Genomic DNA, 20,580 nt, shown 5'->3' on the forward strand with positions numbered 1-20,580 from the left:
CCGTCAGGTTGGTCTCGTCCAGCGTCAGCTGACCTGCAACCGCTGCCGTCGGCGTTCCCAGCGTCGGACCGTCGTCGTGGATCGCAAACACCCCGCTGCCGAGGTCGATGCCCTTGGTGACGTGATCGCCGTCGGCGTCGGTCACCGTCTGGTTCAGCAGCAGCGTGTTCGCCGCCGTCGTCAGGCTCGCCAGCTCGTCATTGTTGCCGGTGTTGCTGTGCCAGATGTTCTTGTCCTGGGTGAACGTCACGTCGCCGTTCGCCGCCACGCTGATCGTGAAGTACAGCGTGCCGCCGCTGCCGTCCGCCGCCGCGCCGACCTTGCCGGCGATCGAGCCGTCCGCAAGCTGGTACAGCAGGATCTGGCTGCCCTGCCCGATGCCGTCGCCGTCGCCCGCCGTGACGTCGGCCGGATCCAGCGCATACAGCCCCGAGCCGGTGCCGTTGGCCGACAGCGCCAGCGCATAGTCGACATGCCCCGGACCGTCGGTGCCGTAATGCGGCGTGCCGCCGTCGAAGTTGCCGGCAAAGTTGGCGCTGGTGCTGATCGGCGCTCCCGTCAGGTTGGTCTCGTCCAGCGTCAGCTGACCTGCAACCGCTGCCGTCGGCGTTCCCAGCGTCGGACCGTCGTCGTGGAACGACAGCGCCTGGCCGATGTTGATGCTGGCCGAGCCCGAAGTCGTGTCACCGTCGCGATCCGTGATGGTGTCGGTCCGCGTCAGCGTGATCAGGTCGGTTGCCGACAGCGTCACCACGTCGTCCGGATTGGCCGCGTTGGGATGCTGCAGCGCGTGCACCTGATCCAACGTCACAACGCCGGCCGCGCTCACGCTCACCGTGAAGTCGATCACGCCCGCCGGATCCGCAGCCCCGCCGGCGCCAACCCGACCCTCGACCACGTTGCCGTTGACATACAGATAGACATGCTGGCCGGTCGCAACGTCGATCAGCCCGGAGTCCACGCCCGCCGACTTGATGCCGAGCGTGTAGGCCGACGCCGTCGTGCCCGCACCGTCCGCGCCATAGCTGCTGGTCACCGTGAAGTTGTCGGCAAAGTTCGCCGACGCGTTGATCGCCAGGTTGGTCTCGTCAACCACCAGCGCATCCGCCGGCGCCGTTGCCGTCATCGTGATCGCCGGACCATCGTCAAGGATCGTCAGATGCGAGCCGACATCGACGCTCGCGCTTGCCGACTGATTGTTGTTGTCAGTCACGGTGGCGGTCAGCGTGATCAGACCCGATGCCAGCGTGATCCCTTCATTGAAGTTGCCCGGTGTTGCCTCATGAACCGCGCGCAGATCGGTCAGCGTCACATGACCCGCGGTGTCAACGGAGACCGTGAGGACCAGATCGCCACTGATCGCCGTGCGCCCTTCCACGACGCCGGCCGCGTTGACCGTCAGCAGAACGTGCTGACCGGTCGCCGAATCGATCAGACCGGAATCTTCGTTCGGGGTCGTGACCGACAGCGCATAGGTCAGCGACTGCTGGCCGCCCGGTACCGTGACGTTGAACGACACCTGCACAGACGCGACCGTTGCCCCTGCGGGTCCGAGCCCCGAACCGGCGACACCATGGTTGGTGGCCGCGGTCAGGAAGCTCTCGTCGACAATCAGCGCCGACAGGGGGTTGCCGGAAATGGTCGGAGGCGGAGCAATGCCCAGCACGAAGCCGGTCGGCGGCACAGGGGTCACGAGGTTCGGCAACTCTTCCTGCGGCGCCAACACGTTGGTCGGCACAGGAGCTAACGGATCAATCGCGAACGGACTGAAATTCGCGCCGCTCGCCTGCGCGTTGCCGTTCGAGTTGCCGCCATTGTCGGCCGCCGGCAACACGGAGGCGTCCGTGCTGATCGGAAAAAGGGTCGCGAACTCCTGGACCGAGACCTCGCGCCCCGGCGCCATCTCGATCGTGACATTCTTCAGTCCATCCGCACGGGAGTCGAAGAACGGCTCAACCGTGACGGTCGACTGGTTGTCGAACAGGATGATCAGCTTTTCGCCGACGTGAACCAGCGTGATCTTTTCATTGGCGATCGACGAAAAGTCGACCTTCACCTTCTGGTCGTATCCAAGATTGACGACCACCGCCTGATCGGTCAGCGGCTTGGTCAGCTTGTAAATTCGTACGGGAGCCGAATTGGTGGAATTGCCGGTGCCGGTTGCCTGAGCGACCTGAAACGAACCCTGCATTATCAACTCCGCAAAATGCGATTAGAGGAAAAGTTGTAGAAAAATTTAGTTTTAGGCTATTGTTAACCCTCCCCGCGGTCAAGAAATGTATTTGGTTAATCAATGCTTTCCGTGGAAGTGTGGTAAAGATCGGACAGGTCGAAGCTGAAAGAACAACGGCTTAGCCGGATTAACTTGGCCAAAGGCAGTATTTCCCCGGCCCCGTTCGTCCTTCCCGGCGATTTGGAGCAGCAGTCGATGCGGGTGATTCTTCAGGCGTGTGCCGCTGTCCTGATTTGGGGATGTTTCGGCGCGGCGGCCGCGCAAGCCCCCGCACAACCTGTCCCCCAGGAGACCACGATCGAGCGCCAGGTTCGCGCCCTGGCCAACCGGGACACCCAGATTGGCCTCTATCTCAACGTGTTACCTGATTGCACGTCGGGCCCGCTGCCGACCATCCGCCTGGTCGCCGCGCCGGCTGCCGGAAAGGTTGTGGTGAAGTCGGCGAAGGCGAAGGCCACCAATTACAAGGCCTGTTTGGCGCTCGAGGTGCCGGCCTATGTCGCCTTCTACAAGGCGCCGCCGGAATTTCTCGGCGATGACGCGCTGACCATCGAGGTCAAGTACCAGGGCGGTCGAACCGAAATTCAGAAGATCACCGTCAAGGTGAGTGCACCAGGCGGGCAGCAGAAGATCTGATGGGTGTTGCCGGCGATCTGAGGCCCGCGCGCCGACCAATCGCCTTACAGCGGCTCGCCCTCGGCTTCGTCCAGCTGCAACGACACCTCGCTCGGTGCGGAGGCCGGCTGCCTGAGCGAAGCTCTATCCTCGTGGCAATCGCTGATTCGGCGGGCAACCACCCGGTCGGTCCGCGGCGCCTGACCAACATTGGTCTTGTTGACCTCGGTATAGGCCTCGTCGCTGAGAACCGTGATGACGGTGCTGACCGGCCCGAGATAGTCGCAGCGGTTGGAGAAGACGTATTTGTTGTTGATCTTCTCAGGCCGCGAAGAGTGGCAATTTCCAACGGACGGAGATGAGAAGGTCGCCTTCATCGCCTGGGTTGGATCGACACAGCGCGTCATTTCGCGCTCGAGCAGCGTTTGCCGGACGTTCGAGGACGTGGCGATTTCCAGCGTCCGCACGAAGCGCCACATTCCCTTTCGGAAGGTCGGCCCGCTGAATCCCTCCTCCGCCATGGCGCTCGGGGAGGCGAGCACGAACACGGAAAGCGCGGTCACGACGCCAAGCGCGGATGCGAAGATCTTCGACGGGGCGAAGCCCTCACGCGATGTCATTTATTGAATCCCTAACCGGCCGAATGACGCGGATCGCGTGACTTCGCTTGAAGCACGTCCAACCTCACATCATTCAGGAGCATTTCGTGTTAAGACCCCGTAAATGCTTGGCCTTTCCTCGACGCTCTCACGAGCTCTTGCGCCAAACACGGTGAATGCCCGGTTGCTTCAGGCCGAGGCAGCTTCGGCGCGAAAGGAAGCGCAGCGCTGCGTCGTCGGGGACAAATGGACGCCTCGTCCGCCGCCACTGCCGTTTGATTGCCAGCTAGTGCTGCAAAGCCGCCGCAGCGGACTTGTCAGTCTTGGCCTCGGACTTGGCCTCAATCTTGGCCGCGCTACCGTCGTCGCAGTCGCCGATCCTTGTCGCGACGACCGTGTCGGTCCGGGGATGCTCTCCGGTGCTGATCTCGTTCAGCTCGGTATAGGCCTCGTCGCTGCGCACGGTGATGACGGTGCTGACCGTCCCCATGTAATCGCAGCGGTGTCCGAAGGTGTATTGATTACCGACCTTCTCCGGCTTGTCCGAGACGCAGCTTCCGATCGATCCCGAGGCAAAGGTCGCCTTCATGGCGTGGGTCGGGTCGACGCAGCGCGTCGTCTCCGCGTTGACCATCCGATACTTGAAGTTCTTGTTGGCCGTCCTGACCACATCGAGCGTTCGCACGAAGCGCCACAGACCTTTGCGGAAGCTCGGGCCAGAAAAGGCTTGATCGCCCTGAGCCGGCTGCGCCGCCGCTGCCCGGCCGTTCGCCGGTTGAGGAGCCTGAGTCTGTGCATGAGCTGCCAGCGCAGGCAATGAGACAATCATCAGGGTCAGTAGCGAACGTGCAATGCCACCACGGAAGTCCATTCCCACCCCCGATGTCCGTCCGAATGCGTTCGTGATGCGATCCGGTCAGCGCATTGAAGCAATCTCCGGAACACGACTCAATACATCACACCACTTGCAGGGCGAATTGTGGCCAGTAAAGGCGCATTAACGCTACCGGGCAGCTTGCAGCCGAATTCAGACTTACTGCAGCAAACTTGCAACACCTGACACGCCATTCGCGATGGCGCCGGCCGATCTCCCCCGCACCGCATTGGGCAGAGAGGTTTGACCTCAGAGGTTTTTTTTGCTCATTTAGCGCGAGATATTTTCTTCAATTACTTAGCCTATCGCTGGACGAGGGGGCACTGATGCGTATTCGGTTTGGCTACACGGTCGCAGGCATTTTGGCGTTGGGTGCAACGTCGTTCGGCAGCTCCGGGCCGGCGGCGGCAGCGGACCTTGGCCTGGTCACAAAAGCACCGGTCGGCACCTGCACCGAGATCGTCTTCACCTGCGAGAACGGCCATCAATATCCGCTGTGCCCGCGCGCTGTGTCGGTCGAGGGCGAAGTGGTCACGGCCTCCCTGCTCACCGGCCGTGGCGGCATCCATGTGCGGCACGTTCCGATGGGCGTCGGCTATCGCTATGCGGGCCGCGGCGTCTGGCTGGACGGCTTCCGGGAAAACGCGCTGCTCAACTTCGGCAAGCGCCACCAGGTGGCGTGCACCATCGCGCATTCATGAGTGCGCGCTCTGCGTCGCTGCAACGGGCGCGACGCAGAGCACCTCAAGCAGCCGAACTCTCCTCACCCCTTGGTGCGGAGCACGGCGCGCGACGAGCGCGAGAACATATATGCCTTCGGATTGACGTAGACCGGGCAGTAGTCCTGCCACTGGTACAGCTGCCAATTCCATTTCCAGCAGCCCGATACGATCTGGGGCTCTTGCACGTAGTCCAGCCGGTACGGCGGATCGCCAAACGGATAGTAGTCGCCGCATCGCGCCGCCGTCGAAGACAGAACGACGATTGAAGCGGCCGCGGCAATGATCACGGAAAATGACTTGTTCATAACGCCCCTCGATCGAATGACGTGACCGCGCGAGAGTGCCAAATCCGCCGGTCGTTATCAAGGTGGCGGCCGCCTGCCCCGAGACGCCAACCGGCCGCCTACACCGCGCGATTCTGCGTCGGCGCGCGGCCGCCGCCATCGGCGACCAGCACCGCGCCGGTCACGAAGGACGCCTCGTCGGAGGCCAGGAACAGGCAGCACGCGGCGATCTCGGCGGGCTTGGCCATCCGTCCCAGGGCAATGCGTCGTTCGACGCCGCGAATCTCGGCATCGACAGTGGTGCCGTTCTGGTCCGCAAGCAGCTGCATTTCATGGGCGCTCATCGGCGTGCGCACCCAGCCCGGCGCCACCGCATTGGCGCGGATGCCGTCGGCGCCGTGCGCGTAGGCCAGCGAGCGCGTATAGGCGACGACGGCCGCCTTGCTGGCGGCGTAGCTTGCGCTGTCCGGGCTGGCATTGAACGCGGCAACCGAGGCGACGTTCACGATCGCGCCGCCGCGCTGCCGGAGCAGCGGCAGCGATGCCCGGCAGACCCGCATGGTCCCCGTGAGGTTGACATCGAGCGTCCTGACCCAGACCTCGTCGGAGACGCTGGCGGGCTGATCCGGCACGATCAGACCTGCGGCGTTGACCACGATGTCGAGCCACGCCCCGCAGGCGGCGACGGCGTTGGCGATGTCGTCCGGACGCGTGACGTCGCCATGGACCGCCTGCCCTCCGCACTCCGCCGCGGCGGTCTGGAGCTCTGCCTCACCGAGCCCGAACAGCACGACGCGCGCGCCGCTCAACGCCAGCAGGGCCGCAGTCGCCCGGCCGATTCCCGTGGCTGCGCCGGTCACCATCGCCGTCTTTCCGTCGAGCCGCGGCATCAGGGGATGATCCGGAAGAGTGGAAACCGGTTTTCCGAGAAGATCATGCTCATCTAGACTCCCCATTGCCGTTCGACGGCGAATCCGGTCTCCGGCAGCGTCGAGCCGCCGTCGACGACGATGGTCTGCCCGGTGACGTATTTGGCCTCGGTAGAGGCGAGATAGAGCATCGCGCAGGCGATGTCGTCGGCGCGGCCCATGTGCCCCATCGGAATGAAGCGCTCGAGCTTCGCCTTGTTCTCCGGCGCGCTCATGGTGCCGCGGCCGGGCTTTTCGATGAAGCCGGCCTCGACGCCGTTGACCGTGATGCCGTCGCGCGCGAGCTCGAAGGCGGCGCCGCGGATGAATGCGTTGGCGCCGGCTTTCGCCGCCGAGTAATGCGCGCCGCCGCCCATCGCGACGCGCGCGGAGACCGAGGACGTCACGAGGATGCGCCCGAACCTGACGGCACGCATGTGCGGAATTGCGGCCTGCGCGAGCCAGATGCTGGCGTTGAGGTTAAGCGCCAGCGTGTCCTCAAGTTTGGCTTCGTCAAGCTCTTCAAGCGATGACCACGGACAGCCGCCGGCATTGTGCACGACGATATCGAGCCGGCCATATTGAGCAGCGACGCGATCGACCGTCGCGCGCAAGCTACTGCGGTCCAGCCGGTCGAACGGGACGCAATAGGCCGCCCGTCCATCGGCCGTCAATTCGCGCGCCAACGCCTCGGCCACATCAAGCGTCCGGTTGGCGATCACCACGGTCGCGCCGGCCTCCGCGAGCCGTCTCACGATGGCGGCGCCGATCCCCCTGCCCCCGCCGGTGACGATGGCGATGCGGCCGTCAAGATTGAACGGAGGCACCTGCATCAGATCGCTCCTGCGCCGCGCAGCAAGTCGATGAACCGCGCCAACACCGCCGTGTGTGTGTCGACGTCGCGCGCGGACGTCGCCGGACACATCAGCAGCATGGTGTGGAACGGGGTCACCAGAATGCCCTCGTTGATGTAGAACGCATGCAGCAGGGTCTCGAGATCGGGTTGCCGGCCAGCAATGACGTCGGCGCCGCTGCGTGGCGGCTGCGGCATGAACATGATCTCGGCGCGCGCGCCGATCTGCGTGACGTGCCAGGGCAGACCGGCCGCCGCGATCAGCCGGCGCGCTTCCTGCGCAAGCCAGGTCGCGGTTCCGATCATCCGCTCGTAATTCGCAGAGGTCAGCACCTTCTCCAGCACCGCGCGCATGGTCGCGACCGTCAGCGCGTTGCCGGCAAGCGTGCCGCCGAATCCAAGATGCGCCGACTGCCGCTCGCGCGGATTGACGTGGGGAACGAGTTTCCAGAGCCGCTCGGCGATCTCCTGGCTGAGACCGAATACGCCGGCAGGGATGCCGCCCGCGATCGCCTTGCCCGCGACGAAGATGTCGGGCTCGAGTCCATGGCTCTTCGTGTAGCCACCCGGCCCGCAGGACAGCGTGTGGGTCTCGTCGATAATGAGGACGGTGCCGGCGCGGCGCGTCAGCTCCCGCAACGCTTGGTGAAAACCGGGATCGACCGGGATCATGCCGAAATTTGTCATCAGCGGCTCGGTCAGCACGCAGGCGACGTCGCCATGGGCAAGTGCCGCCTCAAGGCCCGCGACATCGTTGAACTCGACGACCCTGCTCACCGCATCATGATCGATGCCGTTGGGATGGATCATGTTGCGCAGGCCGACCCGGCCGTCGCGGATCTCGATATGCGCCTCCTCGACGCCGCCATGATAGCAGCCGGAGAACACCAGCACCTTGCGCCGGCCGGTGATCATACGCGAGATGCGGATCGCGGCACGGTTGGCGTCGGTCGCCGACGTCGTCAGCGTCCAGTATTTCGGGCCGAAGCGCCGCGACAGCTCAGCGCCGACCCAGATACTGTCTTCCGTCGGCAGCATCATGGTCGCGCCACGCTTGAGCTGAGCGAGCGCCGCCTCGGTCACCGCCTCGGGCGCGTGCCCACACATGCCGCCGGTGTCGCCAAGGCAGAAATCGATGTAGTCGCGGCCGTCGATGTCCCGGATATGCGCGCCCTGCGCCTCCTCGGCATAAACCGGGAAGCCGCCGGCCCAGCGCCGCATCCAGTGCGACGGGCCGCCATAAAGATAATGCTGCCTTCCCTCCTGCCAGGCCGCGGCCGAGCGCGGGTGCAGCGCGCGAAAGCGCTCCTGCTCGGCATCGAGCAATCGGTTCAGAACGCCCGTGCGTTCGGCAGTTGCAGCTGTCATAGCGCGATCCAGGCGGTCTTGAGGTCGGTATAGGCGTCGAGGGCGTGCAGCGACTTGTCGCGTCCGAAGCCGGATTGCTTGAAGCCGCCGAGCGGCACCGTGATGTCGGCGCCGCCATAGGCGTTGACGTGCACGACGCCGGCCTTGATGGCGCGCACCATACGATGCGCCGTCGACAGACTTGCGGTCCACACCGCCGACGCAAGTCCATAGGGGGTCGCATTGGCGAGCGCTGTGGCATCTTCCTCGCCCTCGAACCGCGTCACTGCCAGCACCGGGCCGAACACCTCATCGCGCCAGACCTGCATCGACGGCGTCACGTCGGTGAGGATCGCGGGCGCCATGAAATTGCCGCCGCTCTCGACGCGGATCTGCTCGCCGCCGATCAGCCGCGTCGCGCCCTGCGCTTCCGCGCGGGCAACGGCATCCAGGTTCTTGCGCAACTGCGCCTTGCTCGCGATGGCGCCGATATCCGAGGTCAGTTCGAGGGGATCACCGACCGTTAGTTTTGTGGTGGCGTCGCGCAGCTCGGCCATGAAGCGATCATAGATCGAGGACTGCACCAAGAGCCGCGATCCGGCCACGCAGACCTGGCCGGAGTTTCGGAAGATCCCGCTCGCGGAGACCTTGGCCGCATGCTTGATGTCGGGCACATCGGCGAACACGACGTTGGGCGACTTGCCGCCAAGCTCGAGATGAACGCGCTTCAAGTTCGATCGCGCCGAGCATTCCAGGAGACGCCGGCCCACCGCACCCGAGCCGGTGAAGGCAAGCACATCGACATCCATGTGCAGCGCGAGCGCTTCGCCGGCCGTTGCGCCGCGGCCGGTGACGACGTTGAGCACGCCGTCCGGCAACCCCGCCTCGGTCGCGAGCTCGGCAAGCCGCAGCAGCGTCAGCGACGCCAGCTCCGGCGGCTTGACCACGACCGAATTTCCGGCGGCGAGCGCCGGGCCGATCTTCCACGCTCCGATCATCAGCGGGAAATTCCACGGCACGATCACGCCGACGACACCAAGCGGCTCGCGATGCACGAGCCCGAGCACATCGCCTGAGGTCGGCGCGATCTCGCCATAGACCTTGTCGATCGCCTCGGCGTAGTACCGGATGGTGCCGGCGGCCGAGAGCGGCTCGGCCTTGTAGGCCATGCTGATCTCGGTGCCGTTGTCGCGCACGCCGAGCACCGCAATCTCGAGCGCGTGCCGCTCGATGAGATCGGCGAACCGCAGCAACACCTTCTTGCGCTGCGCCGGCGCCGCGCGCGACCAGCTGCCCTGCTCGAAGGCCTGCCGCGCATGTCTGACCGCGGCGTCGACATCGGCCACGTCGCCGTCAGCTATGCTGGTCAATACCTTGCCGTCGATCGGCGACACGACATCAAGCCGCGCCTCGCTGATCGCCGGCGCCGGCCGGCCGCCGATGAAGAGCTGCTGAGCCGGAATGACGGCCACGCGTAGTCGATCGATCTGGGCTTGCTGCATGCGAGACAATTATGATGATGACAAAGGCGGCTTCCGAGCGAGACCGCTGGCACCGCGCAATCCTCGCCAAATCAAGGCTTTGGCAGCAATCAACCGATAGGTGGATGTCACGGCAAGGCGCGCCCCCATAGCGTGATCGCACGATGGCCGAGCGCTCCGCCTGCGTTATCCAAACCGGTTGTCACCATCCCTTACGCCTGCCGGCGAGCCGAAGGTCATGCCTGAGATGACGCAGCCCCGCATTCTCCTGATCGGAACGGGAGACACCAAGGCCGACGAACTGCTGTTCATGAGCGAGTGCATCGCCCGCGCCGGTGGCCGAACCATCATGATGGACATCAGCGTGCTCGGCGATCCGCCGTACCAGGCGGCACATGACAAGCACGCGGTGGCGGCCGCCGCACAGACCACGATCGAGGCGATCGCATCGAGCGGCGACGAGAATTCCGCGATCTCACTGATGGCGGTCGGCGCCGCCAATCTGGCGCGCGCGCTCGCGGAGCGCGATACCATCGACGGCGTGATCGCGATCGGTGGCACGATGGGCACCGACCTTGCGCTCGACGTCGCGCAGGCGCTGCCGCTCGGCCTGCCGAAGCTGATCGTCTCGACCGTCGCCTTCTCACATCTGATCCCGCCCGAGCGCGTCGCCGCCGATCTGATGATGATCCTGTGGGCCGGCGGTCTCTACGGCCTCAACGGCACCTGCACCGCCGTGCTGTCGCAAGCCTGCGGCGCGATCGTCGGCGCCGCCAGAAGCGCAATCAGGCCGCGCAAGGACCGGCCGGTCGTTGCGATCACCTCGCTCGGCAAGAGCTGCCTGCGCTACATGGTCGAGCTCAAGCCACAGCTCGAACGGCGCGGCTACGAGGTGGTCGTCTTCCACACCACCGGCATGGGCGGCCGCGCGATGGAATCGATCGCCGCGCAAGGTGGCTTTGTCGCGGTGCTGGACCTCAGCCTGCAGGAGGTCGCCAACCAGCTCACGGGCTCGGTGGTCAATTCCGGCGCTGACAGGCTGGAGAATGCGGGCAGAGCCGGCATTCCACAGATCGTCGCGCCCGGGGCGATCGACATGGTCGACTTCCCGGCATGGCTTGGGGTTCCGAACGAGCTGTCGGATCGTCCATTCCACGCGCATAATCGGCTGCTTGCGTCGGCAACGTCGGGATCCACCGATCGCCAACGGATCGCCCGCGCGATTGCCGGGAAACTGTCCCAGGCCAACGCTCCCGTTGCCTTCGTGCTGCCCGCCGGCGGCATCCAGCAATGGGATCGCGAAGGCGAAGCGTTGCACGATCCCGACGCCCTCGCCGCCTTCGTCGACGCCATGCGATCGGCGATCCAGGCGCCGGTCGAGCTGCACGAGATCAAGGATCACATCAACAGCGCCGCATTCAACGAAACGGTGCTCGGCATCTTCGACCGATGGGTCGCTGCCGGCATTGTCCCTCGCGGCCGCACCACGGCTGCCGCATGAGGAGGCCGCTTGCCCAGGCGCTGGTGCTCGACTTCGGCGGGGTAATCTCGAAGACATTGTTCGAGACCCACGACCTGACCGAGCGCACGCTCGGACTCGCCCCCTGCACACTGAAATGGCTCGGACCGTTCGCGCCCGACAGCGATCCGCTCTGGACGAGCATGCAGCTCGGCGAGATTTCGGAACGCGACTACTGGCTGACCCGCAGCCGCGAGGTCGGGCGCTTGGTCGGCGAGGACTGGCGCGACATGGAGACCTTTGTGAAACGCGCGCGCGGCGCCGATCCCGACACCGTGATCCGCCCCGAGGCAGCGCGCGCAATCACCCTCGCCGCCGATGCCGGGTACCGGCTCGCCATCCTCTCGAACGAGCTCGACCTGTTCTACGGCGCCGATTTCCGCAGCCGCCTCTCCATCCTCAAGCGCTTCGACACCATCGTCGATGCCACGCATACCGGAATCCTGAAACCCGACCCTCGCGCCTATCAAAGCGTGCTGGACGAACTGGCGCTGGAGGCAGACAATTGCGTCTTCGTCGACGACCAGCGCCGCAACATCGCAGGCGCCGCCGCATGCAACATGCGCACGGTGCTGTTCGATGTGCGCAATCCTGCCACGTCCTACAGCGAGGCGCTGCGGCATTTCGGGCTGCAATTCGACTAAAGCGTTTTCGAGCGAAGCGGGTACCGGTTCGCGTGAAGAAAACGCGTCAAGACCAGAATCTGGAGCTCGGTCCCGATTCCATCGGAACGAAAAAGGCTCCAACCGGACAGGGAACGATCATGCGCGACAGAAACTTCCTGGTTGAGAACAACGCCAAGCCGATCTGGCACCCGATGGCTCATCCCGCCGAGATGCGGGCGCAGCCGCCGCGGATCGTGATGAAGGGCGAAGGCGTCGAAGTCACCGATATCGACGGCAAGACCGTGATCGATGCGGTCGGTGGATTGTGGAATGTCAATCTCGGCTACAGCTGCGATCCGATCAAGCAGGCGATCGCGGACCAGCTCAGCGCGCTGCCGTATTATTCGGGCTTCCGCGGCACCTCATCCGGCCCCTCGATCGAGCTCGCCTACGAGCTCACCGAATGGTTCAAGCCGGAAGGCATGGTGCGCGCTTTCTTCACCTCGGGCGGATCGGACTCAGTCGAGACCGCGCTGCGGCTCGCGCGGCAATACTGGAAGATCAAGGGCCAGGCTGATCGCACCAAGTTCCTGGCGTTGAAGAAGGGCTATCACGGCACCCATTTCGGCGGTGCCTCCGTCAACGGCAACGCCAATTTCCGCCGCAACTACGAGCCGATGCTGCCCGGCGTGTTCCATATCCCCGCGCCGTCGACCTATCGCAATCCCTTCAACGAGACCGATCCCGCAAAACTCGCGCAGCTGTGCGGGGCGACGATGGAAGAGGAGATCGCGTTCCAGGGCGCCGACACCATCGCGGCCCTCATCATGGAGCCGGTGCTCGGGGCCGGCGGCGTGATCGTGCCGCCGGACAGCTTCATGAAGCTGGCCCGTGAGATCTGCAACCGTCACGGCATCCTGATGATCGCGGACGAGGTCGTCACCGGTTTCGGGCGCACCGGCGCATGGTCGGGTTCGCGGCTCTGGGGCGTGAAACCCGACATGATGACGATGGCCAAGGCGATCACCTCGGGCTATTTCCCACTCGGCGCGACGCTGATCGGCGAGCAGGTTGCGGAAGCTTTCGAGGCCGACACGACCACGTTCGGCTCGATCGGCCACGGCTACACCTATTCCGGCCATCCGGTCGGCTGCGCCGCGGGCCTTGCGGCGCTCGCCGAGACCCGCCGCCTCAAGCTGGACGAGAATGCCGCCGCACGCGGCGAGGACCTTGCGCGGGCACTTGCCGCGCTCAAGGCGAAGCACGCGCTGGTCGGCGACGTCAGAGGCAAGGGTTTGATGGCCGCACTCGAGCTGGTCGCCGATCGCGACAGCAAGAAGGCCGCCGACAAGAAGACGATGGCGAAGGTCGCCGATGCGGCCTACGAGGCCGGGGTGATGCTGCGCGTCTCCGGCAACAACCTGATCCTGTCCCCGCCCCTGATCCTGACGTCGGCCGACGTGCGGCGGATCGCCGAAGGAATCGACGCCGGCCTCTCAGCGGCCGGTTGACAGCACGCTGACGCAAGCCATGGCGCGCTCAAACAGCGCGCCATCCGCCTTGTCGCCGCGGTCGAGGCAATCGGCCAGCGACGCGGCCGACATACTCTGGTCGGTGCAGAAGATGCGCATGAAATCGGCCGCCAGCGCGACCTTGCGCGGCTCGGATTGGCGCTCCCAATCGTTGCTGCTCAGATAGAGCAAGGACGCATCGTCAACGCTGCTTTCAGCCGCCACGCCACGCGCGACCGGTCCGGTCGCCAATAGCGCCAGCAGCGCGCCGGCCACCGCTCCGATGCGATGCGCGCGGCCGCTCATTTCGTCTCCCTGGCATTCACCATCGGCGGCACGTCGAGCGCGGGATTGCGATCGAAGAAGTTGAACGGACGCAGCCGGAAGCCATGCCACAGGCCGGGCATAACCGGCCAATCCTCGGCGCGCGGCACGTGGCGGAAGCCGACCGTGTACCACAGCACGAGGTCGCGGTCCTCGATCGACCGCTTCGCCGCCGTCCATTTCGGCAGGCCGTCGACCTCGGGGTTTCCGTTCGGATACATGCCCGCGGCGTAGCGCTCGTCCTTGGCGTAGGCCGAGGTCCATAGCGTGTAGGCGCTGAAACCCGCGCGCAGCTGGATCGGATCGTCCTTGGCGAGCAGCGAGACGTCGGAGTGACCGGGCATCAGCTGATAGCTCGTGCGATAGCCGCGGCTGTTGGTCTTGCCTGTGCTCTCGATCCTGAACTGTGCCGCGTTCAGCGGCATGGTGATCGGCCCTTCGGTCGCAACCGGCCTGGTGTCGACCTGCCAGAGGCTCTTGCGCTGACCCTGCTCCAGCCTGCGGACATTGAAGCGATCCTCGACCAGCCGGTTCGAGGTGCCGTCGACGTCCATGTCGATCCGGAACGTCATGTAGTGATCGTGATTGACCGCGAGCAGCCGTTCGTCGACCAGCGTCCCAAAGGCGGTATCTTGCGCCGCCGTCGGGTCGCTCAGTGTCTTGCTCGCGACGCCCTTGGTCGCATCGATGCCGTAGGCACCGAGCCGCACATCGATATTGCCGGCACGGTCGAACACGTAGTCCACCAGATAGTCGTAATTGCCGACCACCGGCGCCATCCGCACCACCAGCTCGTTGTTCGGCCGCACGTCGGCGGTGTTGTTGATCAGCTCGCTGTGGCGCCAGATCGGATCGCCGGTCGGGCGCTCGAAGATGCAGACCGCGCCCTTGGAAACGACCGGCGCACCCTTGGTATCCGAGATCGTCAGGTCGAGATAATGCGCGCCTTCGGGACAATCCGCGCCGCGCTGCAATTCGCTGGAGAGCACGCCAAAGCCATACTCACCGATGTCCATATAGGCGCGGAACGACCAGGTCGGCGCCGGATCCATATAGGGCACGAACATCTCGCTCGCCGAAATCTGGTAGGCGATGTCGCGAAGCGTGCCGTGGTCGTCGTAGCGGATCAGCGACAGCACGGCGCCGACGCGCGGCTCGAGACGGACATGGAACAACCAGTTGTCCCAGTGGACCTGGCCGCCCTCCACCTTCACGTTGCTGCCTTCAGGCGCGGTGATTTCGATCGGCTTCGGTGGCTTGCGATATGTTCCGGAGTCGGCATAGGCGTGCGAGGGCGTCTGCGGCGGTGGCGGCACCACGCCGAGATCGGTCACCGACAGCACCGTTTTGCTCTTGAGATCGACCTGAGCGAACAGGTTCTCGATCGGCTTGCCCCAGAGATTGTTGGCGGCGCCCGTGGTGTCGACACAGGGAACGTTGAGCAGGCGGCGGCCTTTCAGGACCGGGTCGCTCACCGGACCGACCGTCAGCGGCAGACACATGACGTTGCGGAAATCGGTGATGCCGCGCTTGGCCATCGCGGCGATCCAGCGCGGGTCCTGCTTCGGCAGGTCGCCGGCGGAGATCAGCTCATCGATGGTCAGCGCAGCCTCGTGATCCCTGACTCCCTGCCAGCCGAGCAGGCTGCGCGCGGCGAGATCGACATGGGCCTCGTAGAGATGCGCGCCGCTCAGCAGCGTCGCGCTGGCCCGCCGCGTGAAGGGCTGTCCGGGCTTCCACGCCCGTACCTCGTCCTTGGGATCCTCCTCGACCGACATCGAGACGACCCGCGCCGAATCGTCGAGCTTGCCGGCGCCGCGCAGGATATCGGAGACCGAGCGGATTTCGTCGGTGGTGAGCCCGTCCATCGGGTGCGTTGCGGCCGCCTGCGGCCACATCCGCCGCTCGGCCTGCGCCGGCAGCGGCGCCGCCAATGTCGCGACCATCAGACTGGCCACTGCCCACACGCCATGCCTGAAAATCAGAGCCATTCCGCCCTCCACTCAAAGCCAGAACTGTCAGAATACAAGCAACGGTGGCGACGTGAAGGCCCGCTTCTTCATCCGGTAACCTGTTCCGACGCCGCCGGCAGGATCGCGGCGGCGGCCGGGCATGGCGCGGCGCGGTGTACATCGAGCAGCCGCACGCCGATGCGATCGCGCAAGGCCGGCCAGAGGCCGCGCGGCGCCACGATCATCACCACGACGGCGATGATGCCGAGCCCCACCAGATACCAGCCGCCGGATAGGCCGAGCGGTCCGGTCATCAGCTCGCGCAGGCCGAAGAAGATGATGACGCCGAGGATCGGGCCTTCCAGCGTTCCAATACCGCCGATGATCACGATAAACATCATGTAGACGGACCAGTTGACGTCGAAGGCCGCCAGCGGCGCGATGAACAGATTGCCCATGAAGCTGAGCGCGCCGGCAAGCCCACATCCCGCCGCCGAGAGCACGAAGGCGACGAAACGATTGTGCCGGACGTCAACGCCGACGCTCATCGCGGCAAGATCATTGTCGCGCACGCTCATCAGCCCGAGCCCGAAGCTCGACGTCATCATTCTGTACAGCGCCGCGATGGTCACGAGCGTCAGGCCGCCGGCGAGCCAGAACATCGTCGGCTCGAACCAGTCGAAATCGATCAGCTTGCTGGTCGCGAGCGGCACGCCCGACGTGCCGCCGACGGCCTGCGACTTCATCGTAAACGCGCCGATGATCTCGGCGAACACCCAGATCGCAATCGAGAAATAGGCGTCGCGAAGCCGAAACAGCGGAACGGCGATGATCGCTGCAACGGCGCCCGCCACCAGCGGCGCGACCGGCAGCACCCAGATCGGCGTAACCTCGAGCCAGCCCGAGGTCAGGAACAGCGCATAAGCGCCGAAGGCGATGAAGACCTGGTGGCCAAGCGAGACCAGCCCGGCATAACCCGCCAGCAGGTTCCACATCTGCGCCATCGTCAGCAAGAGCAGGCACTCGGTCGCGAGCCGCAGGAATCCCTCGTTCAGCACGAAGGGCGCGCCGGCAATCACCGCGACGAGCACGATGGCAGAGGCCGCAAGAATGGTACGTGTCGGCATCGGCATCACACCCTGCTCGACACGAGACCCGACGGGCGGATCAGCAGCATGATGAAGAACAGGAGGTGCGCATAGAGCAGCCCGGCATTCGGATCGATTTTCAGCCCGATCAATTGCGCCATGCCGAGCGCGATGCCGCCGAGCAGCGCGCCCCAGAACGAGCCGAGCCCGCCGAGCACCACGACCTCGAACGCGATCAGAAGCCGCTCGGCGCCCGAGAACGGCGTGAAGCTCGAACGCACCGCCAGCAGCACGCCGCCGATCGCGCCGAGCGCGAGCGACAGGCCCATGACATAGTTATAGACCCGGTCCGGCTTGACGCCGGACAGCCGGACGATATCGCGGCGGTCGGCGGTGGCGCGCACGATCCGGCCGAACTCGGTATGACGCAACACGAGCTGCAGCGCCATGAACAGCAGCGCGGCCAGCACCAGTGTCAGCAGCGGCATGATGCCGATATTGAGGCCCGCGATCTCGAGGCTGGCGCGCGAGAGCTCGCCGACCTGGAGGCTGCGCACGTCGGCGCCGAACACCTCGACCATCACGTTGCGCAGAATGACAGAAACGCCGAAGGTCAGCAGCAGCGGCGATAGCGGATCGGGCGAGGTCACCACCCGGTTGACGATGGCGGCCTGGTAGAGCCATCCGACCGCAAAGGACAGCGCGATCACTGGGATCAGCATCAAGAGGGGCGAGACCTGCGGAAACAGGTTGGCCAGCAGCACGGCGCAGAACGCGCTCAGCACCATGAACTCGCCATGGGCGATATTGACGACGCGCATCACGCCGAACACCAGCGCGAGCCCGATGCCGAGCAGCCCATAGAGCCCGCCGAGCAGAGCCCCGTTGATCAATGTCTCAACCCAGATCATGTCGTGCCAATCCTGGCTAGTTACCGAAATAGGCGTGCGTTAGCTGCTCCGGCTGCAACCCTTGCGCCGGGCCGGTCAGCGACACCCGCCCCTTCAACAGGCAATAGATCCGCTCCGAGGTCGCGAGCGCACGCTTGACGTCCTGCTCGACCAGCACGACCGCGGTGCCCTCGCGGCGGATGTCGGCAAAGGAGCGGTAGATCTGCTCGACCACGACCGGCGCGAGCCCGAGCGAGATCTCGTCGCACAGCAGGAGCCGCGGGTTCGACATCAGCGCGCGGCCGATCGCCGCCATTTGCTGCTGGCCGCCGGAGAGCTGGCCGGGAAACATCCGCCGCCGCTCCTCGAGAATCGGGAACAGGTCGAACACCCGCCGCAGGGTCCAGCTGCCTTTGCGCCGGTTGACGCTGCCCATCAAGAGGTTCTCCTCGATCGTCAGCGAGTCGAACAGCAGGCGGCCCTCGGGCACCATGATGAGGCCGAGCCGCGACACCTCTTCCGCCGGCATCTGCGAGATATCGATGCCGTCGAACTGCACGGCCCCGCGCCGCTCCTCGTTGAGACCGACCAGCGCCTTCAGGAACGTCGACTTGCCGGCGCCGTTGGCGCCGACCAGCGCCACCGCCTCGCCGTCCGCGACGGTGAAGTTCATGTCGAACACGGCTTGCAGATCGCCGTAGAAGATTTGCAGGCCGTTCACATCAAGCAACGCCATCGGCCTTCAATCCCATGTAGATCTCGCGCACCACGGCGCTGTCCATGACCTCGGCCGGCGGTCCCTCCAGCACCTTGCGGCCGAAGTCGAGCACCAGGATGCGATCCGACACCGCGCGCAGCGCGTGCGGAATGTGCTCGATCCAGATCGTGGCATGGTCGGCCTTCACCGACTGGATGATGGCAACGAGGCGCTCGACCTCGGGCTCCGTGAGACCGGCCGCGATCTCGTCGAGCAGGATCAGTTTCGGCTTCGAGGCCAGCGCCTTGGCGAATTCCAGCCGCTTGCGGTCGATCAGCGGCAATGCGCCGGCGAGCTTGTCCGCCTTGGCGTCGAGCCCGGTGCGCTGCAGCACCTCCATGGTCCAGCTCGATGCCGCCTCGCCGGTGAGGCCGGCGCCGTAGGATGCCGCGACCAGCGCGTTCTCATAGACCGACAGATGCGGGAACGGCTGCGGAATCTGGAACGCTCGCCCGAGCCCCATCCGCGCCCGGCGGTGCGGCGGCAGGCCTGATATCTCCCTGTCGTCGAGCATGATCGAGCCGCCGTCGGCCGTGAGCAGGCCGACGATCAGGTTGAGCAGCGAACTCTTGCCGGCGCCGTTCGGGCCGATCACGCCGAGGCACTCGCCGCGCGCCAGCGCGAAGCTGACATTGTCGGCGACCACGATCTCGCCGAAGCGCTTGGACAGCCCGCTGACGCGCAGAAGCGGTGCCATCTCAGGCCAGCTTGGAGAGCAGCTGGAGATCGGCCTGCTTCGGGATGAACGGTGCCGTTCCGTTGTGCACGATCAGGAGCTCGTATTTCGACTTGCCGCCCTTGGCCTTGCGCCATTGCCCGCCCGACAGCGAGGTCACCGCGACGTTCTTGATCGGGCTGTCCTTGAACTTGACCCGGCCGACCACGGTCTCCATGTCGAGGCCGGCGATCGCATCTCGCAATGAGTTCTTGTCCTTGGGATCGCTGTTCTGCAACGCCGCGAGCCCGACCTCCCACAGCGCATGGGCGTAGCCGATCGGCTGGGTCCACTGCTTGCCTGTCGTCTTCTCCCACTCCGCGGCGAGCTCGCCAGCGCTCTGCCCGGTCAGCGAGGACTTGAACGGATAGGCCGGCGTCCACCACACCTCGGTCGACATGCCGTCGCCGCGATCGCCGAGCGCATTCACCGCAGCCGGGAACAGGAAGGCCGCCGCCACCGTGCAGATCTGCGGCTTGAAACCGGCCTGCGCCGCCTGATTCCACAGCGTCACCCAGTGATTGCTGAAGGTGAAGCCGGAGACGATGTCGACGCCGTTGTTCTTGAACAGCGCGATCTGGTTGGTGAAGTCGTCGGTCGCGATCTGGAATTTGCCGGCCGAGAACTCCTGATAGCCCGCTCCCGAGATGCCCGCCGGCAGGCCGAGCTTCGGATCGGAGAACGCCTGGCCCGGCGGGTTGTCGATGTAGAGCGTGCCGACCTTCTTGTTGGTGTCGACCGACTGCCACATGCCCAAGAAATTTTTCGCAACGTCGTCGGCGCCCCAGAAGAAATGGTAGCTGTAGGGAAAACCCTTGTCCGGCGTCGACTTGCGCGGGAACATCCAGCCCTGCCACGGCACCATGGTCGAGATGGTGGGAATGCCGCGGGCGTCGGCGAGCTCCTGCACCGGCGGCTGGGCGTCGCCGTCCTCGATCAGGATCAGGTCGCACTTCTCACGCAGCACCAGCTCGCTCGCGATCACCGACGAGCGGTTCGGATCGGATTGATTGTCCTTGAACACCAGCTCGACCTGATAGGTCTTGCCGCCGATCTTCAGACCATCCTTCAGCCGCGCCTTGATGCGCTCATGGATCCAGGGATCGGGCTCGGCGAACTGCGCGCGGACGCCGGAGAGGCAGCCGACCCAGCCGATCTTGATGGTGTTGCCGGCAGCCCGCGCGACATTGACCAGCGGCACGTTCATCGCCGATGCCAGACCGGTGGCACCGGCCGCTTTCAAGAGCGTGCGCCGATTGAGCCGGCCGGATGCCGTATTGTTCTTTGTCTCAGTCATGTCCCT

The 20,580-nt window shown here is 65.2% G+C and carries 20 protein-coding genes; 5 read left to right on the top strand and 15 right to left on the bottom strand.

From position 1 onward, the window contains the following. Window positions 1-2,191, bottom strand: a 2,191-nt coding sequence (locus tag Q2M23_RS16435) for a DUF5801 repeats-in-toxin domain-containing protein (protein WP_316396142.1), incomplete at its 3' end; no start/stop codon positions are given. Between the two features lie 237 nt (window positions 2,192-2,428). Here Q2M23_RS16435 and Q2M23_RS16440 point away from each other — a divergent pair. Further along, complete coding sequence (locus Q2M23_RS16440; RefSeq protein ID WP_316396143.1) at window positions 2,429-2,869, top strand: hypothetical protein; 441 nt, start codon at window positions 2,429-2,431, stop codon at window positions 2,867-2,869. Between the two features lie 44 nt (window positions 2,870-2,913). On the opposite strand, the gene Q2M23_RS16445 is transcribed toward Q2M23_RS16440, so the two are convergent. Beyond that, on the bottom strand, window positions 2,914-3,468 hold the full coding sequence (locus Q2M23_RS16445) for a DUF3617 domain-containing protein (protein ID WP_229190224.1): 555 nt from the start codon (window positions 3,466-3,468) through the stop codon (window positions 2,914-2,916). 265 nt (window positions 3,469-3,733) lie between these two features. Further along, the gene (locus Q2M23_RS16450) at window positions 3,734-4,318 is read right to left on the bottom strand and encodes a DUF3617 family protein (RefSeq protein WP_158074169.1); all 585 of its coding nucleotides are present in this window, start codon (window positions 4,316-4,318) and stop codon (window positions 3,734-3,736) included. 329 nt (window positions 4,319-4,647) lie between these two features. On the opposite strand from Q2M23_RS16450, the gene Q2M23_RS16455 reads away from it, so the two are divergent. Continuing rightward, the gene (locus Q2M23_RS16455; protein WP_141339930.1) at window positions 4,648-5,022 is read left to right on the top strand and encodes a hypothetical protein; all 375 of its coding nucleotides are present in this window, start codon (window positions 4,648-4,650) and stop codon (window positions 5,020-5,022) included. Between the two features lie 62 nt (window positions 5,023-5,084). On the opposite strand, the gene Q2M23_RS16460 is transcribed toward Q2M23_RS16455, so the two are convergent. The 5 genes from Q2M23_RS16460 to Q2M23_RS16480 all read right to left on the bottom strand — a co-directional run bounded on the left by Q2M23_RS16460 (window position 5,085) and on the right by Q2M23_RS16480 (window position 9,937). Continuing rightward, on the bottom strand, window positions 5,085-5,348 hold the full coding sequence (locus Q2M23_RS16460; RefSeq protein ID WP_018270873.1) for a hypothetical protein: 264 nt from the start codon (window positions 5,346-5,348) through the stop codon (window positions 5,085-5,087). Between the two features lie 98 nt (window positions 5,349-5,446). Continuing rightward, complete coding sequence (locus tag Q2M23_RS16465; protein ID WP_316396145.1) at window positions 5,447-6,217, bottom strand: SDR family oxidoreductase; 771 nt, start codon at window positions 6,215-6,217, stop codon at window positions 5,447-5,449. Between the two features lie 53 nt (window positions 6,218-6,270). Beyond that, entirely contained in the window at window positions 6,271-7,068 is a 798-nt protein-coding gene (locus tag Q2M23_RS16470; protein WP_316396146.1) for an SDR family NAD(P)-dependent oxidoreductase, read from the bottom strand. Next, the gene (locus tag Q2M23_RS16475) at window positions 7,068-8,456 is read right to left on the bottom strand and encodes a transaminase (RefSeq protein ID WP_316396147.1); all 1,389 of its coding nucleotides are present in this window, start codon (window positions 8,454-8,456) and stop codon (window positions 7,068-7,070) included. The genes Q2M23_RS16470 and Q2M23_RS16475 overlap by 1 nt, the downstream gene beginning before the upstream one ends. After that, entirely contained in the window at window positions 8,453-9,937 is a 1,485-nt protein-coding gene (locus Q2M23_RS16480) for an aldehyde dehydrogenase (RefSeq protein ID WP_316396148.1), read from the bottom strand. Before Q2M23_RS16480 ends, Q2M23_RS16475 begins: the two co-directional genes overlap by 4 nt. Window positions 9,938-10,154: 217 nt before the next feature. Between Q2M23_RS16480 and Q2M23_RS16485 the strand changes: the two genes are divergently transcribed. From Q2M23_RS16485 to Q2M23_RS16495, 3 genes are all read left to right on the top strand, one after another. Further along, the gene (locus Q2M23_RS16485) at window positions 10,155-11,417 is read left to right on the top strand and encodes a Tm-1-like ATP-binding domain-containing protein (protein WP_316396149.1); all 1,263 of its coding nucleotides are present in this window, start codon (window positions 10,155-10,157) and stop codon (window positions 11,415-11,417) included. Then, window positions 11,414-12,079 (top strand): HAD family hydrolase, encoded by a 666-nt coding sequence (locus Q2M23_RS16490; protein ID WP_253624073.1) that lies wholly within the window; start codon window positions 11,414-11,416, stop codon window positions 12,077-12,079. Before Q2M23_RS16485 ends, Q2M23_RS16490 begins: the two co-directional genes overlap by 4 nt. 119 nt (window positions 12,080-12,198) lie before the next feature. Further along, window positions 12,199-13,551: an aminotransferase class III-fold pyridoxal phosphate-dependent enzyme gene (locus Q2M23_RS16495; protein ID WP_076826168.1), complete on the top strand. Its 1,353-nt coding sequence runs from the start codon at window positions 12,199-12,201 to the stop codon at window positions 13,549-13,551. Here the strand turns inward: Q2M23_RS16495 and Q2M23_RS16500 are convergent. From Q2M23_RS16500 to Q2M23_RS16530, 7 genes are all read right to left on the bottom strand, one after another. Next, window positions 13,537-13,857, bottom strand: a complete 321-nt coding sequence (locus Q2M23_RS16500; protein ID WP_316396150.1) for a hypothetical protein — start codon at window positions 13,855-13,857, stop codon at window positions 13,537-13,539. The genes Q2M23_RS16495 and Q2M23_RS16500 overlap by 15 nt on opposite strands. Next, a complete protein-coding gene (locus tag Q2M23_RS16505; RefSeq protein ID WP_316396151.1) occupies window positions 13,854-15,866 on the bottom strand; it encodes a tyramine oxidase in 2,013 nt (670 codons plus the stop codon). The genes Q2M23_RS16500 and Q2M23_RS16505 overlap by 4 nt, the downstream gene beginning before the upstream one ends. Window positions 15,867-15,934: 68 nt before the next feature. Then, complete coding sequence (locus Q2M23_RS16510; protein ID WP_316396152.1) at window positions 15,935-16,954, bottom strand: branched-chain amino acid ABC transporter permease; 1,020 nt, start codon at window positions 16,952-16,954, stop codon at window positions 15,935-15,937. Between the two features lie 5 nt (window positions 16,955-16,959). Beyond that, a complete protein-coding gene (locus tag Q2M23_RS16515; RefSeq protein WP_057017060.1) occupies window positions 16,960-17,826 on the bottom strand; it encodes a branched-chain amino acid ABC transporter permease in 867 nt (288 codons plus the stop codon). 16 nt (window positions 17,827-17,842) lie between these two features. Then, window positions 17,843-18,541 carry an ABC transporter ATP-binding protein gene (locus tag Q2M23_RS16520; RefSeq protein ID WP_028331396.1) on the bottom strand — a complete coding sequence of 233 codons (699 nt, stop codon included), beginning with the start codon at window positions 18,539-18,541 and terminating at the stop codon, window positions 17,843-17,845. Next, window positions 18,528-19,259: an ABC transporter ATP-binding protein gene (locus Q2M23_RS16525; RefSeq protein WP_076826160.1), complete on the bottom strand. Its 732-nt coding sequence runs from the start codon at window positions 19,257-19,259 to the stop codon at window positions 18,528-18,530. Before Q2M23_RS16525 ends, Q2M23_RS16520 begins: the two co-directional genes overlap by 14 nt. A 1-nt stretch (window position 19,260) precedes the next feature. Beyond that, window positions 19,261-20,574: an ABC transporter substrate-binding protein gene (locus tag Q2M23_RS16530; RefSeq protein WP_310884971.1), complete on the bottom strand. Its 1,314-nt coding sequence runs from the start codon at window positions 20,572-20,574 to the stop codon at window positions 19,261-19,263. Between the last annotated feature and the right edge of the window lie 6 nt (window positions 20,575-20,580).

It is taken from the genome of Bradyrhizobium sp. 33ap4, from assembly GCF_032654765.1.
Lineage (GTDB): Bacteria > Pseudomonadota > Alphaproteobacteria > Rhizobiales > Xanthobacteraceae > Bradyrhizobium > Bradyrhizobium australafricanum.

Bases quoted from the DNA above. Each gene is read 5' to 3' on its own strand.
- Q2M23_RS16440 (WP_316396143.1), top strand. From the start codon at position 2,429: ATGCGGGTGATTCTTCAGGCGTGTGCCGCTGTCCTGATTTGGGGATGT.
- Q2M23_RS16445 (WP_229190224.1), bottom strand. From the start codon at position 3,468: ATGACATCGCGTGAGGGCTTCGCCCCGTCGAAGATCTTCGCATCCGCG.
- Q2M23_RS16450 (WP_158074169.1), bottom strand. From the start codon at position 4,318: ATGGACTTCCGTGGTGGCATTGCACGTTCGCTACTGACCCTGATGATT.
- Q2M23_RS16455 (WP_141339930.1), top strand. From the start codon at position 4,648: ATGCGTATTCGGTTTGGCTACACGGTCGCAGGCATTTTGGCGTTGGGT.
- Q2M23_RS16460 (WP_018270873.1), bottom strand. From the start codon at position 5,348: ATGAACAAGTCATTTTCCGTGATCATTGCCGCGGCCGCTTCAATCGTC.
- Q2M23_RS16465 (WP_316396145.1), bottom strand. From the start codon at position 6,217: ATGCCGCGGCTCGACGGAAAGACGGCGATGGTGACCGGCGCAGCCACG.
- Q2M23_RS16470 (WP_316396146.1), bottom strand. From the start codon at position 7,068: ATGCAGGTGCCTCCGTTCAATCTTGACGGCCGCATCGCCATCGTCACC.
- Q2M23_RS16475 (WP_316396147.1), bottom strand. From the start codon at position 8,456: ATGACAGCTGCAACTGCCGAACGCACGGGCGTTCTGAACCGATTGCTC.
- Q2M23_RS16480 (WP_316396148.1), bottom strand. From the start codon at position 9,937: ATGCAGCAAGCCCAGATCGATCGACTACGCGTGGCCGTCATTCCGGCT.
- Q2M23_RS16485 (WP_316396149.1), top strand. From the start codon at position 10,155: ATGCCTGAGATGACGCAGCCCCGCATTCTCCTGATCGGAACGGGAGAC.
- Q2M23_RS16490 (WP_253624073.1), top strand. From the start codon at position 11,414: ATGAGGAGGCCGCTTGCCCAGGCGCTGGTGCTCGACTTCGGCGGGGTA.
- Q2M23_RS16495 (WP_076826168.1), top strand. From the start codon at position 12,199: ATGCGCGACAGAAACTTCCTGGTTGAGAACAACGCCAAGCCGATCTGG.
- Q2M23_RS16500 (WP_316396150.1), bottom strand. From the start codon at position 13,857: ATGAGCGGCCGCGCGCATCGCATCGGAGCGGTGGCCGGCGCGCTGCTG.
- Q2M23_RS16505 (WP_316396151.1), bottom strand. From the start codon at position 15,866: ATGGCTCTGATTTTCAGGCATGGCGTGTGGGCAGTGGCCAGTCTGATG.
- Q2M23_RS16510 (WP_316396152.1), bottom strand. From the start codon at position 16,954: ATGCCGACACGTACCATTCTTGCGGCCTCTGCCATCGTGCTCGTCGCG.
- Q2M23_RS16515 (WP_057017060.1), bottom strand. From the start codon at position 17,826: ATGATCTGGGTTGAGACATTGATCAACGGGGCTCTGCTCGGCGGGCTC.
- Q2M23_RS16520 (WP_028331396.1), bottom strand. From the start codon at position 18,541: ATGGCGTTGCTTGATGTGAACGGCCTGCAAATCTTCTACGGCGATCTG.
- Q2M23_RS16525 (WP_076826160.1), bottom strand. From the start codon at position 19,259: ATGGCACCGCTTCTGCGCGTCAGCGGGCTGTCCAAGCGCTTCGGCGAG.
- Q2M23_RS16530 (WP_310884971.1), bottom strand. From the start codon at position 20,574: ATGACTGAGACAAAGAACAATACGGCATCCGGCCGGCTCAATCGGCGC.